This window comes from Burkholderia aenigmatica (assembly GCF_048627025.1).
Classification (GTDB): Bacteria; Pseudomonadota; Gammaproteobacteria; order Burkholderiales; family Burkholderiaceae; genus Burkholderia; species Burkholderia aenigmatica.
Genome location: NZ_CP184469.1, coordinates 3,281,546 through 3,298,556 on the forward strand (window position 1 = coordinate 3,281,546; position 17,011 = coordinate 3,298,556).

General features: G+C 67.9%; 16 protein-coding genes. 5 read left to right on the forward strand and 11 right to left on the reverse strand.

The window, feature by feature from the left end:
• Positions 1-100: 100 nt before the first annotated feature.
• The 3 genes from ACN8ZM_RS31840 to ACN8ZM_RS31850 all read left to right on the forward strand — a co-directional run bounded on the left by ACN8ZM_RS31840 (position 101) and on the right by ACN8ZM_RS31850 (position 3,291).
• Positions 101-760, forward strand: a complete 660-nt coding sequence (locus ACN8ZM_RS31840) for a methyltransferase family protein (RefSeq protein ID WP_301770853.1) — start codon at positions 101-103, stop codon at positions 758-760.
• A 378-nt stretch (positions 761-1,138) separates the two neighbouring features.
• The gene (locus ACN8ZM_RS31845) at positions 1,139-1,585 is read left to right on the forward strand and encodes a hypothetical protein (RefSeq protein WP_043181055.1); all 447 of its coding nucleotides are present in this window, start codon (positions 1,139-1,141) and stop codon (positions 1,583-1,585) included.
• Between the two features lie 869 nt (positions 1,586-2,454).
• Positions 2,455-3,291 carry a bifunctional allantoicase/(S)-ureidoglycine aminohydrolase gene (locus ACN8ZM_RS31850; RefSeq protein ID WP_011353825.1) on the forward strand — a complete coding sequence of 279 codons (837 nt, stop codon included), beginning with the start codon at positions 2,455-2,457 and terminating at the stop codon, positions 3,289-3,291.
• 215 nt (positions 3,292-3,506) lie between these two features.
• Here the strand turns inward: ACN8ZM_RS31850 and leuB are convergent, their stop codons facing one another.
• Positions 3,507-4,586 carry a 3-isopropylmalate dehydrogenase gene (gene leuB / locus ACN8ZM_RS31855; protein WP_420211768.1) on the reverse strand — a complete coding sequence of 360 codons (1,080 nt, stop codon included), beginning with the start codon at positions 4,584-4,586 and terminating at the stop codon, positions 3,507-3,509.
• A gap of 232 nt (positions 4,587-4,818) precedes the next feature.
• The gene (locus ACN8ZM_RS31860; RefSeq protein WP_420211769.1) at positions 4,819-5,613 is read right to left on the reverse strand and encodes an aminoglycoside phosphotransferase family protein; all 795 of its coding nucleotides are present in this window, start codon (positions 5,611-5,613) and stop codon (positions 4,819-4,821) included.
• 238 nt (positions 5,614-5,851) lie between these two features.
• On the opposite strand from ACN8ZM_RS31860, the gene ACN8ZM_RS31865 reads away from it, so the two are divergent.
• Together ACN8ZM_RS31865 and ACN8ZM_RS31870 are read left to right on the forward strand one after the other, a co-directional pair.
• Positions 5,852-7,975, forward strand: coding sequence for a penicillin-binding protein 1A (locus tag ACN8ZM_RS31865; RefSeq protein WP_420211770.1), 2,124 nt, complete (start codon positions 5,852-5,854; stop codon positions 7,973-7,975).
• A gap of 8 nt (positions 7,976-7,983) precedes the next feature.
• Positions 7,984-8,595, forward strand: a complete 612-nt coding sequence (locus ACN8ZM_RS31870; protein WP_043181041.1) for a trimeric intracellular cation channel family protein — start codon at positions 7,984-7,986, stop codon at positions 8,593-8,595.
• A gap of 89 nt (positions 8,596-8,684) precedes the next feature.
• Here the strand turns inward: ACN8ZM_RS31870 and ACN8ZM_RS31875 are convergent, their stop codons facing one another.
• The 9 genes from ACN8ZM_RS31875 to ACN8ZM_RS31915 form a co-directional block, all read right to left on the reverse strand.
• Positions 8,685-9,071, reverse strand: a complete 387-nt coding sequence (locus tag ACN8ZM_RS31875) for a VOC family protein (protein WP_420211771.1) — start codon at positions 9,069-9,071, stop codon at positions 8,685-8,687.
• A gap of 111 nt (positions 9,072-9,182) precedes the next feature.
• Positions 9,183-10,004: a heme ABC transporter ATP-binding protein gene (locus ACN8ZM_RS31880; protein ID WP_420211772.1), complete on the reverse strand. Its 822-nt coding sequence runs from the start codon at positions 10,002-10,004 to the stop codon at positions 9,183-9,185.
• Between the two features lie 19 nt (positions 10,005-10,023).
• Positions 10,024-11,112: a FecCD family ABC transporter permease gene (locus tag ACN8ZM_RS31885; RefSeq protein ID WP_420211773.1), complete on the reverse strand. Its 1,089-nt coding sequence runs from the start codon at positions 11,110-11,112 to the stop codon at positions 10,024-10,026.
• Positions 11,113-11,127: 15 nt separating this feature from the next.
• Positions 11,128-12,045, reverse strand: coding sequence for a heme/hemin ABC transporter substrate-binding protein (locus tag ACN8ZM_RS31890; protein WP_420211774.1), 918 nt, complete (start codon positions 12,043-12,045; stop codon positions 11,128-11,130).
• Positions 12,042-13,133, reverse strand: a complete 1,092-nt coding sequence (locus tag ACN8ZM_RS31895) for a hemin-degrading factor (protein WP_420211775.1) — start codon at positions 13,131-13,133, stop codon at positions 12,042-12,044. Before ACN8ZM_RS31895 ends, ACN8ZM_RS31890 begins: the two co-directional genes overlap by 4 nt.
• 49 nt (positions 13,134-13,182) lie before the next feature.
• Positions 13,183-15,450 (reverse strand): TonB-dependent hemoglobin/transferrin/lactoferrin family receptor, encoded by a 2,268-nt coding sequence (locus tag ACN8ZM_RS31900; protein ID WP_420211776.1) that lies wholly within the window; start codon positions 15,448-15,450, stop codon positions 13,183-13,185.
• Between the two features lie 238 nt (positions 15,451-15,688).
• Positions 15,689-15,916, reverse strand: a complete 228-nt coding sequence (locus tag ACN8ZM_RS31905) for a hypothetical protein (RefSeq protein WP_043181024.1) — start codon at positions 15,914-15,916, stop codon at positions 15,689-15,691.
• A gap of 214 nt (positions 15,917-16,130) precedes the next feature.
• On the reverse strand, positions 16,131-16,514 hold the full coding sequence (locus ACN8ZM_RS31910) for a DUF6232 family protein (protein WP_420211777.1): 384 nt from the start codon (positions 16,512-16,514) through the stop codon (positions 16,131-16,133).
• A 124-nt stretch (positions 16,515-16,638) separates the two neighbouring features.
• Positions 16,639-16,899 carry a DUF2866 domain-containing protein gene (locus tag ACN8ZM_RS31915; protein ID WP_011353838.1) on the reverse strand — a complete coding sequence of 87 codons (261 nt, stop codon included), beginning with the start codon at positions 16,897-16,899 and terminating at the stop codon, positions 16,639-16,641.
• Positions 16,900-17,011: the final 112 nt, after the last annotated feature.

Below are 17,011 nucleotides of genomic sequence, written 5' to 3' on the forward strand. Positions count from 1 at the left end.
ATGACTCGCGCGGATTCGCGCACCGCATGACCGCGGCGCGCTGCACGGCGTGCGCGCGCTTCCTATACTTCACAGGAAAGCGCATTCCGGTGAGGCAGCCATGACAGTCACCCGCAAGGTCGCCGCCGTGTCGGGCATCTCCACGCTCGTCTATCTCGGGCTCGCGGTGCTTGGTTTCGGTGGGTTCGCGGCCTTCTTCTCGCATCCGCCGCTGACCGTCGTCGTCGTCGCGACGCTCGCGATGGCCGTCGTCGCGCTGTTCACCGAAGGCAATCTGAGCAGCGGCGAGCGCGAGAACCGCGACAACCGCTGGGTGCTCGCGGCATTCGGGGTGAGCGGGTTGCTGCTCGCGTACCTGCCCGCACTGACCGACCGGCTCGACTTCTGGACCTTCGGCGGCGATGCGGTGCGCTGGATCGGCGTCGTGCTGTACATCGCGGGCGGTGTGCTGCGCATCTGGCCCGTATTCGTGCTCGGCAAGCGCTTCAGCGGGCTCGTCGCGATCCAGCCGGGCCATACGCTCGTGACCGACGGCATCTACAGCCGCATCCGCAATCCCAGCTATCTCGGCCTGCTCGTCAATTCGCTCGGCTGGGCGCTCGCGTTCCGCTCGGGCGTCGGCGTGCTGCTGGTCGTGCTGACGATGGTGCCGCTCGTCGCGCGCATCCGCTCCGAGGAGGCGCTGCTGCGTGCGCAATTCGGCGCCGAATACGACGCGTATTGCGCGCGAACCTGGCGTCTGCTGCCCGGCGTGTACTGACCCTCTTCATTTCTTCGCGGCCGTCGTTTCCGGGCCCGCCCACGATTCGTTCCCGATGTGTTGCCACGTGTGTCGCAAACGTGCGACGCCGCGCATGGCCGACCTGTTTTTCGGCAGGGCCGAACCCTCGGTGGAGCCAATGCCGGCGCGGGTTTGCGGGCATTCCTGGGCGCGCGTTCGAGATCGCTTATTCGTAAACAACTTGTTACCAGAATGTCCACGGCAAGGACGTGGGACCGGTGCTATTCTTCGCCGCAAGCTCATTGAAATGAATTGGTCCACGGTTCGGCACAATGCCTGACCCGACGTCGATCGATTCAGATCGTCGTACCGAGCGGACCTTCAATAACCAGATTGCGAACAAGGAAGAATACGGGAATGTGGAAGAAAATCGCCCCCGCTCTCGTCGTCGCCGCTTTGACCGGCGCGACTGCACTGCCGGCCATGGCAGGTGACATGAACAACGCGCTTGGCGGCGCGCTCGGCGGGGTAGCCGGCGCAGCAGTCGGCGGTGCGCTCGGCGGCAGCACGGGCTCGGTGATCGGCGGCGCCATCGGCGGCGGCGCGGGTGGCGCAGTGACGTCGAACCGTCGCGAGCGCACCGGCGCGATCATCGGCGGCGCCCTCGGCGGCGGCGCAGGTACCGCGGCAGGCAACGCGATGGGCGGCCGCACGGGCGGCCTGCTGGGTGCGGCGGTCGGCGGCGGCGCCGGCGCGGCGCTCGGCGGCAACATGTCGCGCAGCTCGTACGAACGCGATTACGGCGGCCGCGGCGATCGTGGCTATCGCCACCGCAAGCATCATCACCACCGCGACTGGGACTGATCGCCGCTGGCGCGGCACGGTGCGCGACCCGCGCACCGGCGCGCCGACGGCGTCGGCACCCGACGCGAGATTCGGCCCGGCGGCCTGCCGGGCCGCTATCGCCGGCCAGACCGGCGAACACTTACCGGCTTCATTAGCCGCCGCCAGATGCCCGATCGACGGGCCGGCAAGCTTCCCTCCTCGCTGTCATTCCCCGTTTCCCGACTACACCGCCTCTCGCGACTGATTGCGTTCGAGCAGCGTCGACACCGTTCGCGTTTCGTTCGATTCCCGTTGGCCCGTTCCGGCCTGATGGCGACTCATGATCGGCGTGGTACACCTTGCTGCCGTGCGCGTGTCGTGGTTTTCCAATCTGCGTAACCAGATGTATCGCGACCCGCGTGCGCGACCGGCATGACTGCGGTCACTCGCTTGCGCTTCTCGCGTCCCGGCGGACGTGCGCGTGGCCGCGCCCGTCAGGATTTCCCTGATAGCCAGACCGTCGCGCCACGCTTCCTCACCGCGTATCGCGGGTGCCCGCCGGTAGTGGGAAATCGAATGGAATCCATCGCAACATTTAATTGGTCGATTGCGAACGACTTCGCTATCGTCGGCAAGGCTCGCGTACGGCATCGCACCGTGCCGCTGGCCGCGCCTCGCCGCATGATCGCGAGACCCGCGGCCCAGCCGCCGGCCCCACAAGCATGGGCCGCCGCGTCCGATGAACCGGACGAACCCGTCGCGAAGCCTGGCCGACCGAACGAAGGCGCGTGCGCCTTCAAGCCACCCCGGCAACGATGTCCCGCCGCCGCATGCGTGCCCCACGCGCGTACGTGCCGCCCGATGCCGTTTGCGTCCGGGGCCGGACCAACCCATTGCCTGGATGCACTATGTCTAAGACAACGTATTACGCGCCGCATGGCGGCCACCCGCCGCAGACCGATCTGCTGACCGATCGCGCGATGTTCACCGAGGCGTACGCGGTGATCCCGAAGGGTGTGATGCGCGACATCGTCACGAGCTGGCTGCCGTTCTGGACGAACACGCGCCTGTGGGTGATCGCTCGCCCGCTGTCGGGTTTCGCGGAAACCTTCTCGCAGTACATCGTCGAAGTGAACCCGGGCGGCGGCAGCGACAAGCCCGAGCAGGACAAGAACGCCGAAGCCGTGCTGTTCGTCGTCGAAGGTGAAGCCGAGCTGACGCTGCAAGGCAAGAAGCACGTGCTGAAGCCGGGCGGCTACGCGTTCATTCCGCCGGGTGCGGACTGGACGCTGCACAACGTCAGCGATGCCGCGGTGCGTTTCCACTGGGTGCGCAAGCATTACCAGGCTGTTGACGGCATTCCGCTGCCGGAAGCCTTCGTGACCAACGAGCAGGATGTCGAGCCGATCCCGATGCCCGGCACCAACGGTGCATGGGTGACGACGCGCTTCGTCGACATGAGCGACATGCGCCACGACATGCACGTGAATATCGTGACGTTCGAGCCGGGCGGTGTGATTCCGTTCGCTGAAACGCACGTGATGGAGCACGGGTTGTATGTGCTCGAAGGGAAGGCTGTGTATCGACTGAACCAGGATTGGGTCGAGGTGGAAGCGGGCGATTTCATGTGGCTGCGCGCGTTCTGCCCGCAGGCATGCTATTCGGGTGGCCCTGGCCGCTTCCGTTACCTGCTGTACAAAGATGTGAACCGCCACATGAACCTGTTGCTGAATCCGGCGCGTTAAGCGTCGTTCAGGCAGTTGGATGTGAAAGCCCGCCGGGGAATGCCGGCGGGTTTTTTTATGTTCATCGTGGGCTTCCGTGGATGTCTGTTGCCGATCCACAAGGCGCGCCCAGGCTTTTCAGTTACGGATATTCATCCTGCACGCGTAAAACCGGCTGCAGCATGATCGCGCCGAACACCTCGCGGCCGACACAACAGCCTTTACGAGACGGCCTCTTACGTCGTGAGTGCCGCCGCGACCGCGCTGCCCATCTCGTTGGTTCCGACCTTGCGCGTGCCAGCTTCCCATATGTCGGCCGTGCGTAGCCCTTGCGCGAGCACCCGCCGGACCGCCGTCTCGATGCGCTCGGCCTCATCAGGCCGGTTCAGCGAATGGCGAAGCATCATTGCCGCAGACAGGATGGTTGCGAGAGGGTTCGCTATGTCCTTGCCGGCGATGTCTGGCGCCGAACCGTGCGAAGGCTCATACAAACCCTTGCCGTTCGCGTCGAGGGATGCCGAGGGCAACATGCCAATCGACCCGGTCAGCATTGCCGCCTCGTCCGACAGGATATCGCCGAACAGGTTGCCGGTGACGATCACGTCGAATGTCTTCGGCGCGCGGACCAGTTGCATGGCGGCGTTGTCGATGTACATGTGCGAGAGCTCGACGTCGGGATATTCGCTGGCCACGCTGATCATCGTGTCGCGCCAGAATTGCGAGGTCTCCAGCACATTGGCCTTGTCGACGCTGCACAGGCGCTTGCTGCGCTTTTGCGCGGCGCGAAAGGCGACATGGGCCACACGGACGATTTCCGGCTTGCTGTAGCGCATGGTGTCAAACCCTTCGTCGTGACCCTGGAACGGTCCGTCGGGCGCAGAACGCGTGCCGCGCGGCTCGCCAAAATACACGTCTCCGGTCAGATCGCGGATGATCAGGATGTCGAGGCCGGCAACGACTTCCGGCTTGAGCGTCGACGCGGCTGACAGTTCCGGATACAGCATCGCCGGGCGCAGGTTGGCGAACAACGCCAGATGCTTGCGCAGACCGAGGATGGCCTGTTCCGGCCGCAGCGGTCGTTCGAGCCCGTCGTATCGCCAATCGCCGACGGCGCCGAGGAGAATCGCATCGGCTGATTTTGCCAGCTCGAGCGTACGCTCGGGCAAGGGGTGGCCGTAGATGGCGTAGCCAGCACCCCCCACCGGCGCCTCTTCCAACTTGACCGGACAACCGAGCGCGTTGAGCACCTTGACGGCCTGCGCCGTGATTTCAGGACCGATGCCGTCACCGGGCAAAACAGCAATTCTGTGATTCATGCGAGTTGGGCTTCTGTCGATTGAAGGATCTCAGAGTAATCGCCGTGCGCCCGTGGAAAAAGATGATCATTTATCCCGGTACAGGTCGTGCCACTCTGTCTGAAGCGCCTTCAACCTGGCAGACTCGCTCCGCGAGCATTCCCGAACGACCGGCTGTGGCCGAGAGCCGTCGGTCCTCTCCGCATTCCCCGGAAATTCTCGATGCGTGTGTTTTCATTGGCGATGCGTATTGCTACAGGCCGAGTGCAGTCGCCGCGAGCATCGCAACCTGCAACCGCGTATCTGGCAGCAGTCCGTCCTCGATCAGCCACACCGCCGACAAGCCCGACCACGCGAGAATCCATTGCAGCAGCCGACGTCGGCCGAGCTTCGCCTTATCGGCGACGAGCGTAACGCGCTGCGCGAAGCGCACGGGATCGACCGCGATGTCGTGCGAGGGATTGCAGAACAGGTTCGCGTAGTCGAACGCGCGATCGCCGCGCAGCCCTTTCGGATCGATCGCGAGCCAGCCGCGTTCGCCGAAATGGAGGATGTTGCCGTGATGGATGTCGCCGTGCAGGACGACTTCGTCGACAGGCGGCCCGGCCAGCAATTGGCGCGCGACCGTAGCCGCGCGACGAAGCACGTCGCTGCCTGAGGTATCCGACAGCAGCGCACGGAACCAGTCGAGCAGCGGCACGACCGAGGGCGGCTCCGGCGCACGATGCGCATGCAGTCGCGCCACGACATCACACGCAATCCGCATCGCATCATCGTCGCGCCCCGATGCCGAAAAACCGGCCAGCGTCGGCACCGGCTGCGCCCGTTCGAGCAGGACCGCATCGCCGTCGTGCTGCCACACCTGCGCCGCGCCTTGCCCGTTCCACCAGGTCATCAGCGCATTGCCGCGACGCTCTTCGTCACACGTGGCGATCTTCAACATCGCCGGCCGCGATTGCCAGACGACCGGCAGCAGGCCGCCGCTGGCGGTCAGGATCGGGTTGCCGTCGGGAGCGAGGCCCCACAGGCCGAGATATCGATCGAACATCACGCGATCCTACAGGCGAACCGGATCGTGTGCAGCGTGGCTGTTCCGACAGTGCGTCAAGCGGTCGCAGGTGTGCCACGAACGGCCCCGGTCCCCTTTCCTAAATAAAATTTAGCCAGCCAAACATTGGCTAAAGAATGTTCCGGTTTCGCGCCATCCCTTCGACAATGCGCGCCTTTCGTGACTGGTCGGTGCCTCCCGCGCACCGGCCGTCGCAGCATCGAAGAAGGAGCCCGACATGACCGACCACACCGCATCCCCGCCACCCCCACCCGCGTCGCCGCCACGCCGCCGCCGCGTGTGGCGCACGCTCGCGGGCGCGCTGCTCGGCCTGACGGTCGCGTGCGCGGGCATCGGCGCATGGACGATCCAGCGCATCTGGACGCAACTGCCATCCGTCGAGCACCTCGCCGTCTATCGCCCGGCGCTGCCGCTGCGGATCTTCTCGCGCGACGGCGATCTGCTGGCCGAATACGGCGTCGAGCGACGTGAGTTCGTGCCGCTCGAACGCATCCCGCCGCTGATGCGGCAGGCGCTGCTCGCGGCCGAGGACGCGAAGTTCTACCAGCACGGCGCGGTCGATTTCAGCGGCCTCGCGCGCGCGACGTTCGCGAACGTCGTGACGGGGCAACCCGGGCAGGGCGGCAGCACGATCACGATGCAGGTCGCGCGCAACTTCTACCTGACGCGCGACAAGGTGCTGAGCCGCAAGCTCGCCGAGATCCTGATGGCGACCAAGCTCGAACGCGAATACAGCAAGGACAAGCTGCTCGAGCTGTACATGAACGAGATCTATCTGGGCGAGCGCGCGTACGGTTTCGCGGCGGCCGCGAACGTGTATTTCGGCAAGCCGCTCGACGCGCTGAGCGCAGGCGAGGCGGCCGTACTCGCGGGGCTGCCGAAGGCGCCGTCCGCGTTCAACCCGGTCGTCAATCCGGCGCGCGCGACCGCGCGGCGCAACTACGTGCTCGGCCGGATGCATGCGCTCGGCCAGCTCGACGACGCGACGTACCGCGCGGCCGTCGACGCGCCGATCGCGCTGGCGACCACCCCGCCGCCCGGGATCATCGCGGCGCCGTACGTCGCCGAGCGCGCGCGCCGGATGATGGTCGAACGCTTTCACGACGACGCCTATACGCTCGGCCTCGACGTGACGACGACGATCTCGATGCGCGACCAGCGCGCGGCCGAAGCGTCGCTCGAACGCACGCTGAGCCGTCAGCAGCGCGCGAAGCGCGATGCGCGCAACGGGCTCGAAGGCGCGCTCGTGTCGCTCGACGCGGCAACGGGCGACATGCTCGCGCTCGTCGGCGGTGCGGATTTCAACCGCAACGTGTTCGACCATGCGCTGCAGGCGTATCGCCAGCCGGGCTCGAGCTTCAAGCCGTTCGTCTATTCGGCGGCGCTGGAAAAGGGCTACTTCCCGGGTGTGCTCGTCGACGATACGCAGCGCACGCTCACGCACGAGGAAACCGGCGCGCGGCCGTGGCGCCCGCGCAATTTCGCCAACAATTACGAGGGCTTCATCCCTGTGCGGCGCGGGCTCATGCGCTCGAAGAACCTGGTCGCGGTCAGCCTGATGCAGGCGACCGACGCGCGCTACGTGCAGCAGCACGCGGTGCACTTCGGCTTCGACGCGCAGCGCAATCCGGCGTCGCTGCCGCTCGCGCTCGGCGCGGGCGCCGTGACGCCGCTCGAACTGGCAAGCGCCTACAGCGTGTTCGCGAACGGCGGCACGCGGATGGTGCCGCGCCTGATCCTGTCGGTGAAGCAGCGTCATGGCGGTGCGATGTACGAGGCCACTGCACCCGCTGGCGAGCGCGTCGTGTCGGCGCGCAATGCGTTCATGATGGACAGCATGCTGCGTGACGTCGTGAAGTCCGGCACCGCACGTGGTGCGCTCGCGCTGCGTCGCGACGACGCGGCCGGCAAGACGGGCACGTCGAACGGGTCGAAGGACGTGTGGTTCGCCGGCTACTCGTCGGGCATCGTCGCGGTCGCGTGGCTCGGCTACGACACGCCGCGCCCGATGGGGCGCGCGACCGGCGCATCGCTGGCGTTGCCGGTCTGGCTCGACTACATGAAGACGGCCGTCGACGGGCGTACGCCTATCGAGGCGTCACCGCCGCAGGACGTCGCGCTCGTTGACGGCGACTTCGTCTACGCCGAATACACGCGCGGCACGTGCACGGCCGATGTGCCGTCGTACATCCGCAGCCGCTTCGCGTGCGGCGGAGCGGCGGTGGCGGCTGGTGCGTCCGGCACGCCGGGCGACCATGGCAAGCCCGCCGAGCCGATGCCTGCCGCGGTCGATGCGGCCGAGCGCGAACGCGTGCTCGACCTGTTCCGGACGGATGACTGACGCACACCATGCATACGCTTTATCTGATTGCAATCGTCGCGGAAGCGATGTCGGGGGCGCTGATGGGCATGCGCCGCGGGATGGACCGTTTCGGGCTCGCGCTCGTCGGCGCGGTGACGGCGCTCGGCGGCGGCACCGTGCGCGACGTGCTGCTCGGCCACTATCCGCTCGGCTGGATCGCGCACCCTGAGTACCTGGTGATCACGCTCGTCGCGGCGACCGTCGCGTCGTGGGTCGCACGGCATGTCGCGCGAATGAAGACGCTGTTCGTCACCGTCGACGCGATCGGCCTCGCGGCATTTACGATCATCGGCTGCGACATCGGTGCGTCGACGGGCACCGCGCCGATCATCGTCGTGCTGGCCGGCGCGATCACGGGCGTCTGCGGCGGGATGCTGCGCGACCTGCTGTGCAACGAGATGCCGCTGATCCTGCGCGAGGAACTGTATGCGAGCGTCGCGTTCGTCACGGGCGCGCTCTATGTCGGGATGCAGCACCTTGGCATCGATGCCGGGGTCGCGACGGTGGTCGCGCTTGTCGCGGGGTTCGCGATGCGGATGTTCGCGGTGCGGCTGGGCTGGAAGATGCGCACGTTCGGCGTGGCCGACGTCGAGCATTGAGCAGGGAGGCTCGCCACCCGCGCGGCGGGTCGGGGGCGCGAGCGGTGCCGGCCCGGGCGTTCGGGTGAGCGCCCGGGCCGAACCGACCGTCAGTCGGCCTGCATCACCTGGAAGACGTTGCCTTCCGGATCGATACCGTCGTACATCGTGTACGCGAACCCGTCATAGCGCTTGAGATCGCGCACCGTTACGCCGTCGCTAGCCAGCCGGTCGCGATGCGCGCCGATATCCTGGCCGATCGAAAACACGAACTTCACGTGGCTCGCTTCCGCGTGCGCTTCCGAGTGAGCCGGCACCGCGTGGCGGAACGCCGGGCCGGCGAGATGCAGCGCGAGCTCAACGGCGCCTGCGCCGAGCACGACCCACTCGTTGTCGATTTCCTCGACGACGGGCAGATCGAAATACTGTTGGTAGAACGTCTTGAGCGATGCGACGTCCTGGACGTACAGGATGATGCGGGTCATCGGAAGCGGCATGGGGGTCTCCTTGAAGGGGGGGCGCGAAGCGCGATTGATGCTGCGTGAACGTGCTGCTATCGGTAAGACCAGACATCGAGCGGTGCAACAGTCGTGCGGTGCGGGCCCGCGCTATGCAGGCACCATCACCGGCGGCGCGCCGTCGCCGGTGTCCACCATCTTCACCGCAAATCCGTAGCACTGCGCGATGTGGGCCGGCGTCATCACGTCGCGCGGCGTGCCGTGCGCGACGATCGTGCCGTCGGCGAGCATCGCGATCGTATCCGCGTGCCGCGCCGCGAGATTCGGATCGTGCACGATCGCGAGCACGCCGAGCTGCCATTCGCGCGCAACGGCGCGCACGGTATCGAGCAGGCGGTGCTGATGCGCGAGATCGAGCGCGGCGGTCGGCTCGTCGAGCAGCAGGTAGCGCGGGCCGTTTTCCGTTGCGTCGTCGTCCGGCCACAGCTGCGCGAGCACGCGGGCGAACTGCACGCGCGCAAGTTCGCCGCCCGACAGCGTCGTCACGTCGCGGCCGACGAGCGCATCGGCGCCCGCGCGTTCGAGTGCCCGCCACGCAATGTCGCGATCGCGGTGCGACGTCGCGCCGTTGCGCCGCGCATGCGGATAGCGGCCGAGCAGCACGATTTCGTCGACGCTGAACGGGAACGCCGGCTGCGCGGCCTGCGGCAGCACCGCGCGCAGGCACGCGAGCCGCGGTGCATCGATGTGCGCAAGCGGTTCGCCGTTCAGCGTGATGTCGCCGGTCACGCGCACGCCGTTCGGCGCGACGCTGCCGGTCAGCTCGCCGGCAAAGGTCTTCAGCAGCGTGCTCTTGCCCGCGCCGTTGCGGCCGAGCAGCGTGGTCACGCGGCCGGGTTCGATCGACAGCGACAAGTCGCGCAGGATCGCGTGGTGTCGACGGGCGACGTCGAGGTGATGGGCGGTCAGCATGGTCGTCGTGAGGGAAGGGTTAGCCGCCGAGCGCGCCGCGGCTCTTCCACAGCAGTACAAGAAAGAACGGTGCGCCGAGCAGCGCGGTCAGCACGCCGAGCGGAATTTCAGCGGGTGCGGCAACGGTGCGCGCGGCGAGATCGGCAGCGAGCGTCAGCAGCGCGCCGAGCAGCGCGGCGCCGGGTAGAACGACGCGCTGGTCGGGGCCGCACGCGAGGCGCACGCAGTGCGGCGCGACGAGCCCGATGAAGCCGATGATGCCCGCGCACGACACCAGCGCGCCGACCGCGAGCGCGACCGCGACAAGCACGCGCCGCTTCAGCCGATGCACCGGTACGCCGAGGTGCAGCGCCTCGGTTTCGCCGAGCTGCAGTGCATTCAGCGAGTTGCGTTCGCGTGCGAGCAGCACGCAGCCGATCGCGACACACGGCGCGACGGCCGCCAACGCGGACCATTGCGCGCCGCCGAGGCTGCCGAGGCTCCAGAAGGTTAGCGAGCGCAATTGTGCGTCGTCGGCGACGAACGTGAGGAGCCCGATCGCCGCACCGACCAGCGCGTTGATCGCGATGCCGGCGAGCAGCAGCAGCGGCAGCGCGAGCCGGCCGCGCGACGCAGCGAGCCGGTAGACGAGCGCCGCGACCGCGAGCGCGCCCGCGAATGCGGCGATGGGCAAGGCGGCTGCGCTTACGTGCGCGGCAAAGAGTGCGGGGCCGAGCACGATCATCGTCGTCGCGCCGAGCGCGGCGCCGCTCGACACGCCGACGAGCCCCGGATCCGCAAGCGGGTTGCGGAACAGCGCCTGCATCGCGGCGCCGGTCGCGCCGAAGCCGCCGCCGACCAGCAACGCGAGCGCGACGCGCGGTGCGCGGATATCGAACAGCACCGCACGGGCCTGCTGCGCGGCCGCATCGCCGGTCAGCGCGGCCCAGGCTTCCGCGAGCGGAATGCGATAGGCGCCGACACACAGCGCGACGACGGACATCGCGCATACGAGCACGGCGAGCGCGGCCAGTGCGAACGGCGCAAGGCGGCGTGACGTGCCGATGCGCGCGGCGCCGGAGTGCGATGCGGGCGACGGTGCGGAGAAGGGCGAAGCGTGAGCGGGCATCGGGTCAATCCGGAATCAGGCAAGCGCATCCGACAGGCGTCGGTGCAAGGTCGTGACGGCGAGCGGCAGGCGCGGGCCGAAGCCGAGCAGGAACAGTGCATCGAGCGCGACGACACGTTGCGCACGGCCGGCCGGCGTCGCGCCGAAGCCGGGCGTCGCGAGCAGTGCGGCGCGGCCGCCAACGGCTGCGAGCCCTTCGTCGGAGATCAGCACGACGTCGGGCGCGGCGGCCGCCAGCGCCTCGGTCGTCAGCGGCTTGTAGTGATCGAAGCCCTGCATCGCGTTGCGCGCGCCCGCGTAGCGGATCATTGCGTCGGCGGCCGTGCGCTGGCCGGCGACGAGCGCCTGGTTGCCGGTATGGTTCAGCACGAACAGCACGCGCGGCGGCTGTGCGCCGCCGGGCGCGCGGGCAGCGACCGCGTCGCGCGCGGCCTGCCAGTCGCGGTCGAAACGTTGCAGCAGCGCGGTGCCCGCGTCGCGCACGTCGAGCGCCTGCGCGACGCCGGTGATCTTCGCGCGCACCGATTCGACGTCGTGGCGCTCGTCGAACGTCGTCACCGCGACGCCGGCGCTTTTGACTTGCGCGATGGCGGTGGGCGGGCCGGCTTCCGCCGACGCGAGCACGAGATCGGGGCGCAGCGACAGCAGCCCCTCGGCGGACAGCGCGCGCTGGTAGCCGACCTTCGGCAGCCGCTTCGCGGCGTCGGGGTACGTGCAGGTGGTGTCGGCGCCGACGAGCCGGTAGCGCGGCGTTTCCGCGCCGCCGAGCGCGAACGCGGTTTCCGCGAGTGCGCCGCCGATCACGACCACGCGTTTCGGCGCGGCTGGCGCACCCTGGGCGAGCACGCTGCCGGGCAGCGCGCCTGCGAGCGCGCCGGCCGCCGCGCCGGCCAGCACCGCGCGGCGGCGCGGATCGAACGGTCGCGCGCTCACCGCGCGTCCCCGTGTGCCGCGGCCGGCAGCGTCGCGACGAGCGCGCGCCAGTCGTCGCGCTCGACCTTGCCGGGCTTGCGCTCGCCGAACAGCAGCGCGACGTGGTCGCCCTGCCGGTCGAACAGCTCGAGCGACGTGACGATGCCGTCACTCGTCGGCTTCTTCACGACCCACGCGGCGGCGATCAGATCCTCGCGCACGTGCAGGTTGAAGCCCGGGTCGAGTACGTTGATCCATGCGCCGACCTCGCGCACGTTCGCGACGGGGCCGGTATGGATCTGGATCATCCCTGCATTGCCGACGAACACCATGATCGGCTGGCCGCTTTGCGCGGCCTGCTGGAGCACGTGACGCAGCGCGTGCGTGGTTTCGACCGGATACGCGTATTGCGGATCGGCGAGGCGCAGCGCCTGCATGCGGCTCACGCCGAAGCGCTGCGTGATGCCGAAGAACTGGTGCGTGTCGGTCATCGCGTCCCATGCGGCGCGGAAGCCCGCGACGTCGATCTCGGTGTCGGCGCGCTCGGGCGTTTTCGGCGCGGCGGGCACGACCGCGAGGCCGGGCTCCTGCGACGCTGCGCGCCAGCGTTCGACGAACGCGTCGTACGCGGCATGATCACTGTGCGCACGCAGGTAGACCTTGTGGATCGCATGGCCCTGCGCGTCGAAGAATTGCAGGCTCTTCAGCGGGCCGTGCGCGGTCTCGTCGCGCACCGCGAACGCCGATACCCAGTGACGATAGAAGATGCGCAGATCGATATCGCCGAGCGCGAGGCCGACGGGGCCGTCGTGGCTCATCTGCGCATACTCGCCATCCTTTTCGTGGACGGCCGTGTCGTTGCGCGTGAGCGCCATCACGCGGCCGAGGCGCGGCATTTCCTCGAACATCGCCGGAAAGCGCGCGTCGAGCCGCACGACGTGCTCGCCGACGAACGCGGCGAGCGCTTCGCCTTCGCTGACGCCGAGCGCCTGCGCGACGTCGCGGTTGCGCAGCTGGCGCTCGGTCTTGAGCTTGATGAACGCGTCGCGCAGCGCGGCGGCCGCGCGGGCCGGCGTGGCGGGTTGACCGGGAAGGGCGGATTGCATCATGTCGGACTCCTTCAAGTAACGGTTGGGGTGGCAGCGCGGGCGGCGCGCATCAGAAATCCACTTTCATGCTGACGGCGACCGTGCGTCCGGACGACGTATACGCATCGAGCACCTGCGAATCGGCCGCGATGCCGCGCACATCCGACCAGTTCCAGTATTTGCGGTCGAACAGGTTGCGGATGCCGATCGTCGCGCTCACGTGCTTGTTGAAGCGGTAGCCGCTGCGCAGGTCGACGACGAACGACGACGGCGGCGAGAAGCAGGTCTTGTTCGAGCAGTCGGACTTGTCGATGTCCTTGGCGCGTTTCGCGGCCTGGAACAGCAGGTCGGTCTGCACGTACCAGCGTTCGGTCGGCTCGTAGCGCACGCCGAACACGGCCGAGAACGGGTTGACGGTGTTCAGCGGCTGGCTGGCCGCGCCGTCGTTCTGCGTCGAGCCCTTCGTGAACGCCATCGCCGACTTCAGCGTGATGCCGTTCGGCATCACCCATTCGGCGCGGCCTTCGAGGCCGTGAATGCGCGCGTCGGCGAAGTTCACGTACTGGAACACGAACGGGTCGGCCGGCCGGCCGCTGCCGGCGATCGTCGTGCGCGAGATGAAGTTGCGGTAGCGTCCCGTGAACGCGGCCGCGCTGTAGCGCACGACGCCGTAGCCGGTGCCGGCCTTGCCGCGCAGGCCGGCTTCGAACGTGTCGCTCGTCTCGGGCTTCAGGTTCGGATTGCCGATCGACGTGTAGCCGTACACCGGGTTCGAGAAGCTGCTGTTCACCTGGTCGGGCGTCGGCGCGCGGAAGCCGTGCGCGTACTGCACGTACGGAATGACCGCGGGCGTGATCTCGTAGAGCACGGCGACGCGCGGCGACAGTTCGTTCGCGCTCGTCGATACGGCCTTGCCGGTGAACAGCGGATCGTTCTCGGTCGGGCTCAGCCGGTACGTGTCGAAGCGCAGGCCCGGCGTGACGAGCAGGCGGCCGTAGCCGATCTGGTCCTGCACGAACGCGCCGAACAGCGTGTAGTCGGTGTCGGGGAACGCCTTGTTCGGGAACGCCTCGCCGACGCCCGGCACCGTGCCGTCGCGCATGTTCGTCACGCGCGACAGGCTGCCGTCGACGCCATACAGCAGCTTGTGCGCGAACGGGCCGGTCGCGAAGCCGCTTTCGGCGAACGCGGAGCCGCCGAACGTGCGCTCCTTGTACTGGTTGTCGCGCGAACGCGAAGCCGCCCGGCCGCGCGTCTCGAACGCGTACTGGTCCTGCTTCGCGTCCTGGTAGTAGAACTGCACGTGCGCGGTCTGGAACCAGCGGAACGCATCGTCGCGGAAATCGTAGTCGACGCTGAAGCGGTTGCGTTCGAGCCGGTCATAGGTCGTGAGGCCGAGCGTGGTCGGCGGGCTGATCGCCGACAGCACGTCGGTGCTCACGCGGCGCTGCACCGTTTCGGCGGTGAACTTGATCGTGTCGCGCGCAGTGGGTGTCAGCACGAGCTTGCCGAGCAGCGATTCCGAATAGACGTCCTGCGGGTTCGACGTGGTGCGCAGCGTGCTCGCCGAGTTGTTGCCGCCGCGCGTGTCGACCTCGTGGCCGCGCCGGCCGTCGGCGATGATCATCCCCTGCACGCGATCGTTGCCGCCCGCGGCCGACACGGTCGCGCCGATGCTGCGGTCGGCCGAGTCGTAGCTCGGCCGGAACGAGAAGTAGTAAGGCTTGTTGTAGATCGACAGCAGGTCGCGCGGATCCTTCGTGATGAAGTTCACCGCGCCGGTCAGGCCGTCGCTGCCGTACAGCGCCGAGGCCGGCCCGCGCAGGATCTCGATGCGCTTGAGCGTGTCGAGGTCGGCGTAGTCGCCGCGCCCCGCCTCGAGCGGGCCGAATGAAAACGCGTTCGGCAGGCGGATGCCGTCTTCCATCAGCAGCACGCGATTGCCTTCGAGGCCGCGGATGTTGATGCTCGAATCGCCGTCGCGGCCGCCGCCGAGCGCGGCGCTGCCGGGCCGGTACGCGGTGCGGCGCACCGTGATGCCTGGCTCGTAGCGCAGCGCGTCCTTGATGTTGGTGGCCTGCTGTTCTTCCAGATCCTCGTCGGTGATCACCGAGACGGACGCCGCCGTGCGGCTCGCGGCCGTGGCGGTGCGGTTGGCCGTGACGGTGACGGGGTCGAGCAGCGCCCCGTCGCCGCGCGTGGACGCGGCGACGAGGACGGCGGAAGGCAGGGTGGCGCCTTGCGGCGACGAATCGGCGTGAGCCGGGGCGGCGGACAGGCCGAACGCGCCGAACAGCGCGGCACAGATCGGCCGCCGCGCCAGCGTATAGCAATGCACAGGTGGTCTCCCATTGACGAAAACAAGCCCGAAGGCTGGCTGGGTGACGCGTTCACCTGGCTGGCCCGCCCGCGCACGGAAGGCGGCGGGCGGCGAATTGAAAGGCAACTGATAACTCTACCAGTGTAAATGAGAATTATTATCAATACAAGAAAGCAAAGCGGCTCGTGCGGGTGAGCGCTCACCTGCGCGGCTCGGGCGAGCCGCGGCGGGAAAATCGGGAGAAACGCGGGCCTGACTAGGCCAGCGCTTCGATGCGGATCAGCAAGTTGCGCGCATGCGTGATGAACGCGTCATGCGTTGCGCGATCGCCGTGGCCGTCGAAGCCGGCCTGTTCGGCGAACACGATCTGTTCGGTGTAGAGGTCGACGAGCGCACGGCGTGCGTCAGGGGGAAGCGCGCGGATCATCGACACGATCAGCAGTTCCTGCGCGCGAAGCGTGCCGGACAGCGTCTGGACGTTCATGCTGGCCTCCTCGGACGATGCGGCGGCGAGCCGCTCTTTCCATACTAGGCGGTCGGCGTGTGCAGTGCAGGCGCGGTGTGGGCGAGGCGGTGGGCAGAACGCGGTTCGACGGGGTAATCGACGGCGCCGCTGCGCGACGCGAAACGCGCCGCGCGCGGCCGGGCACCGTGAATCGAAGCGTGCAGGGATTCAGCGTGCAGGGATGCGAACGGAATCAGCTGGCCGACTTCGCGGCCTGCGCATCGCGCACGACCTTGGCGACGCGTTCGACGAACGCGGCGTCGACGCTCGACAGCGCTTCGCGCTTGCCGTCGGGCATCTCGACCATCAGGCGATACGTGACGTCCTGCGTGACCCACGCCAGATAGCCGACGACGGCGAGCATCACGCCGACGACGAGCCCGGCGCTCGATCCGGCGATGCCGCCTGCGACGGCGACGGCCGCGCCGATCAGCGAGATCAGGGACGGCACGAGGCGGTTCTTCGGAATCTTGACGACATCGACCTGGCGGATGTCACGTAGTGCGAATACCTGCCCGGCGGCGGATAGGCCGTTGCGCGTGATCGTCACGCCGCGTTCGTTGAATGCGTTTTCCATCGTGTGTTGCGTGGACGAAAACGCGCAGCGTAGCAGGTTTCGTTGCGGCATCAAACGAGACCGACTGCCGCACGATGCGTGCGGCGTGGCCGAAAGACGGGAAGCGGGTGGAACAGGAAGGGGTTCAGAACTGCAGCCGGCCGTCGCCGTAAAGCCGGCCCGGCACGTGCGAGGCGACGACCTCGGCGATCTCTTCGTCGGTCGATTCGGCCGGCACGATCTGGCGCCGCGCGGGCGCGTCGAGATGCATCGTCCATTCGACGAGGCGGTACGGCCGGCCCCACGGGCGCTGCATTTCGACCGATACGCGGCAGCTCTGGACCGGCATCGAGTGTTGGCACGTCAGAATCGCGTGCAGATGGCTGAAAACGGTATCTTCGATCATCATGGCCTCCGATCCTGTCTTGTGGGCAATCGATGGCGGCGCCGTCGGCGGTTCAAAAAAAAAGCCGCCGATGCTCAGGCGGCCAACAGGGGGGGTGAGAGCATCCTCTCAG

Excerpts from the sequence above, each read along its gene's own strand:
- leuB (WP_420211768.1), bottom strand. The coding sequence starts at position 4,586 with ATGAATCACAGAATTGCTGTTTTGCCCGGTGACGGCATCGGTCCTGAA.
- ACN8ZM_RS31845 (WP_043181055.1), top strand. The coding sequence starts at position 1,139 with ATGTGGAAGAAAATCGCCCCCGCTCTCGTCGTCGCCGCTTTGACCGGC.
- ACN8ZM_RS31875 (WP_420211771.1), bottom strand. The coding sequence starts at position 9,071 with ATGCCGCTTCCGATGACCCGCATCATCCTGTACGTCCAGGACGTCGCA.
- ACN8ZM_RS31910 (WP_420211777.1), bottom strand. The coding sequence starts at position 16,514 with ATGGAAAACGCATTCAACGAACGCGGCGTGACGATCACGCGCAACGGC.
- ACN8ZM_RS31860 (WP_420211769.1), bottom strand. The coding sequence starts at position 5,613 with ATGTTCGATCGATATCTCGGCCTGTGGGGCCTCGCTCCCGACGGCAAC.
- ACN8ZM_RS31850 (WP_011353825.1), top strand. The coding sequence starts at position 2,455 with ATGTCTAAGACAACGTATTACGCGCCGCATGGCGGCCACCCGCCGCAG.
- ACN8ZM_RS31840 (WP_301770853.1), top strand. The coding sequence starts at position 101 with ATGACAGTCACCCGCAAGGTCGCCGCCGTGTCGGGCATCTCCACGCTC.
- ACN8ZM_RS31870 (WP_043181041.1), top strand. The coding sequence starts at position 7,984 with ATGCATACGCTTTATCTGATTGCAATCGTCGCGGAAGCGATGTCGGGG.
- ACN8ZM_RS31895 (WP_420211775.1), bottom strand. The coding sequence starts at position 13,133 with ATGATGCAATCCGCCCTTCCCGGTCAACCCGCCACGCCGGCCCGCGCG.
- ACN8ZM_RS31905 (WP_043181024.1), bottom strand. The coding sequence starts at position 15,916 with ATGAACGTCCAGACGCTGTCCGGCACGCTTCGCGCGCAGGAACTGCTG.
- ACN8ZM_RS31880 (WP_420211772.1), bottom strand. The coding sequence starts at position 10,004 with ATGCTGACCGCCCATCACCTCGACGTCGCCCGTCGACACCACGCGATC.
- ACN8ZM_RS31885 (WP_420211773.1), bottom strand. The coding sequence starts at position 11,112 with ATGCCCGCTCACGCTTCGCCCTTCTCCGCACCGTCGCCCGCATCGCAC.
- ACN8ZM_RS31865 (WP_420211770.1), top strand. The coding sequence starts at position 5,852 with ATGACCGACCACACCGCATCCCCGCCACCCCCACCCGCGTCGCCGCCA.
- ACN8ZM_RS31915 (WP_011353838.1), bottom strand. The coding sequence starts at position 16,899 with ATGATCGAAGATACCGTTTTCAGCCATCTGCACGCGATTCTGACGTGC.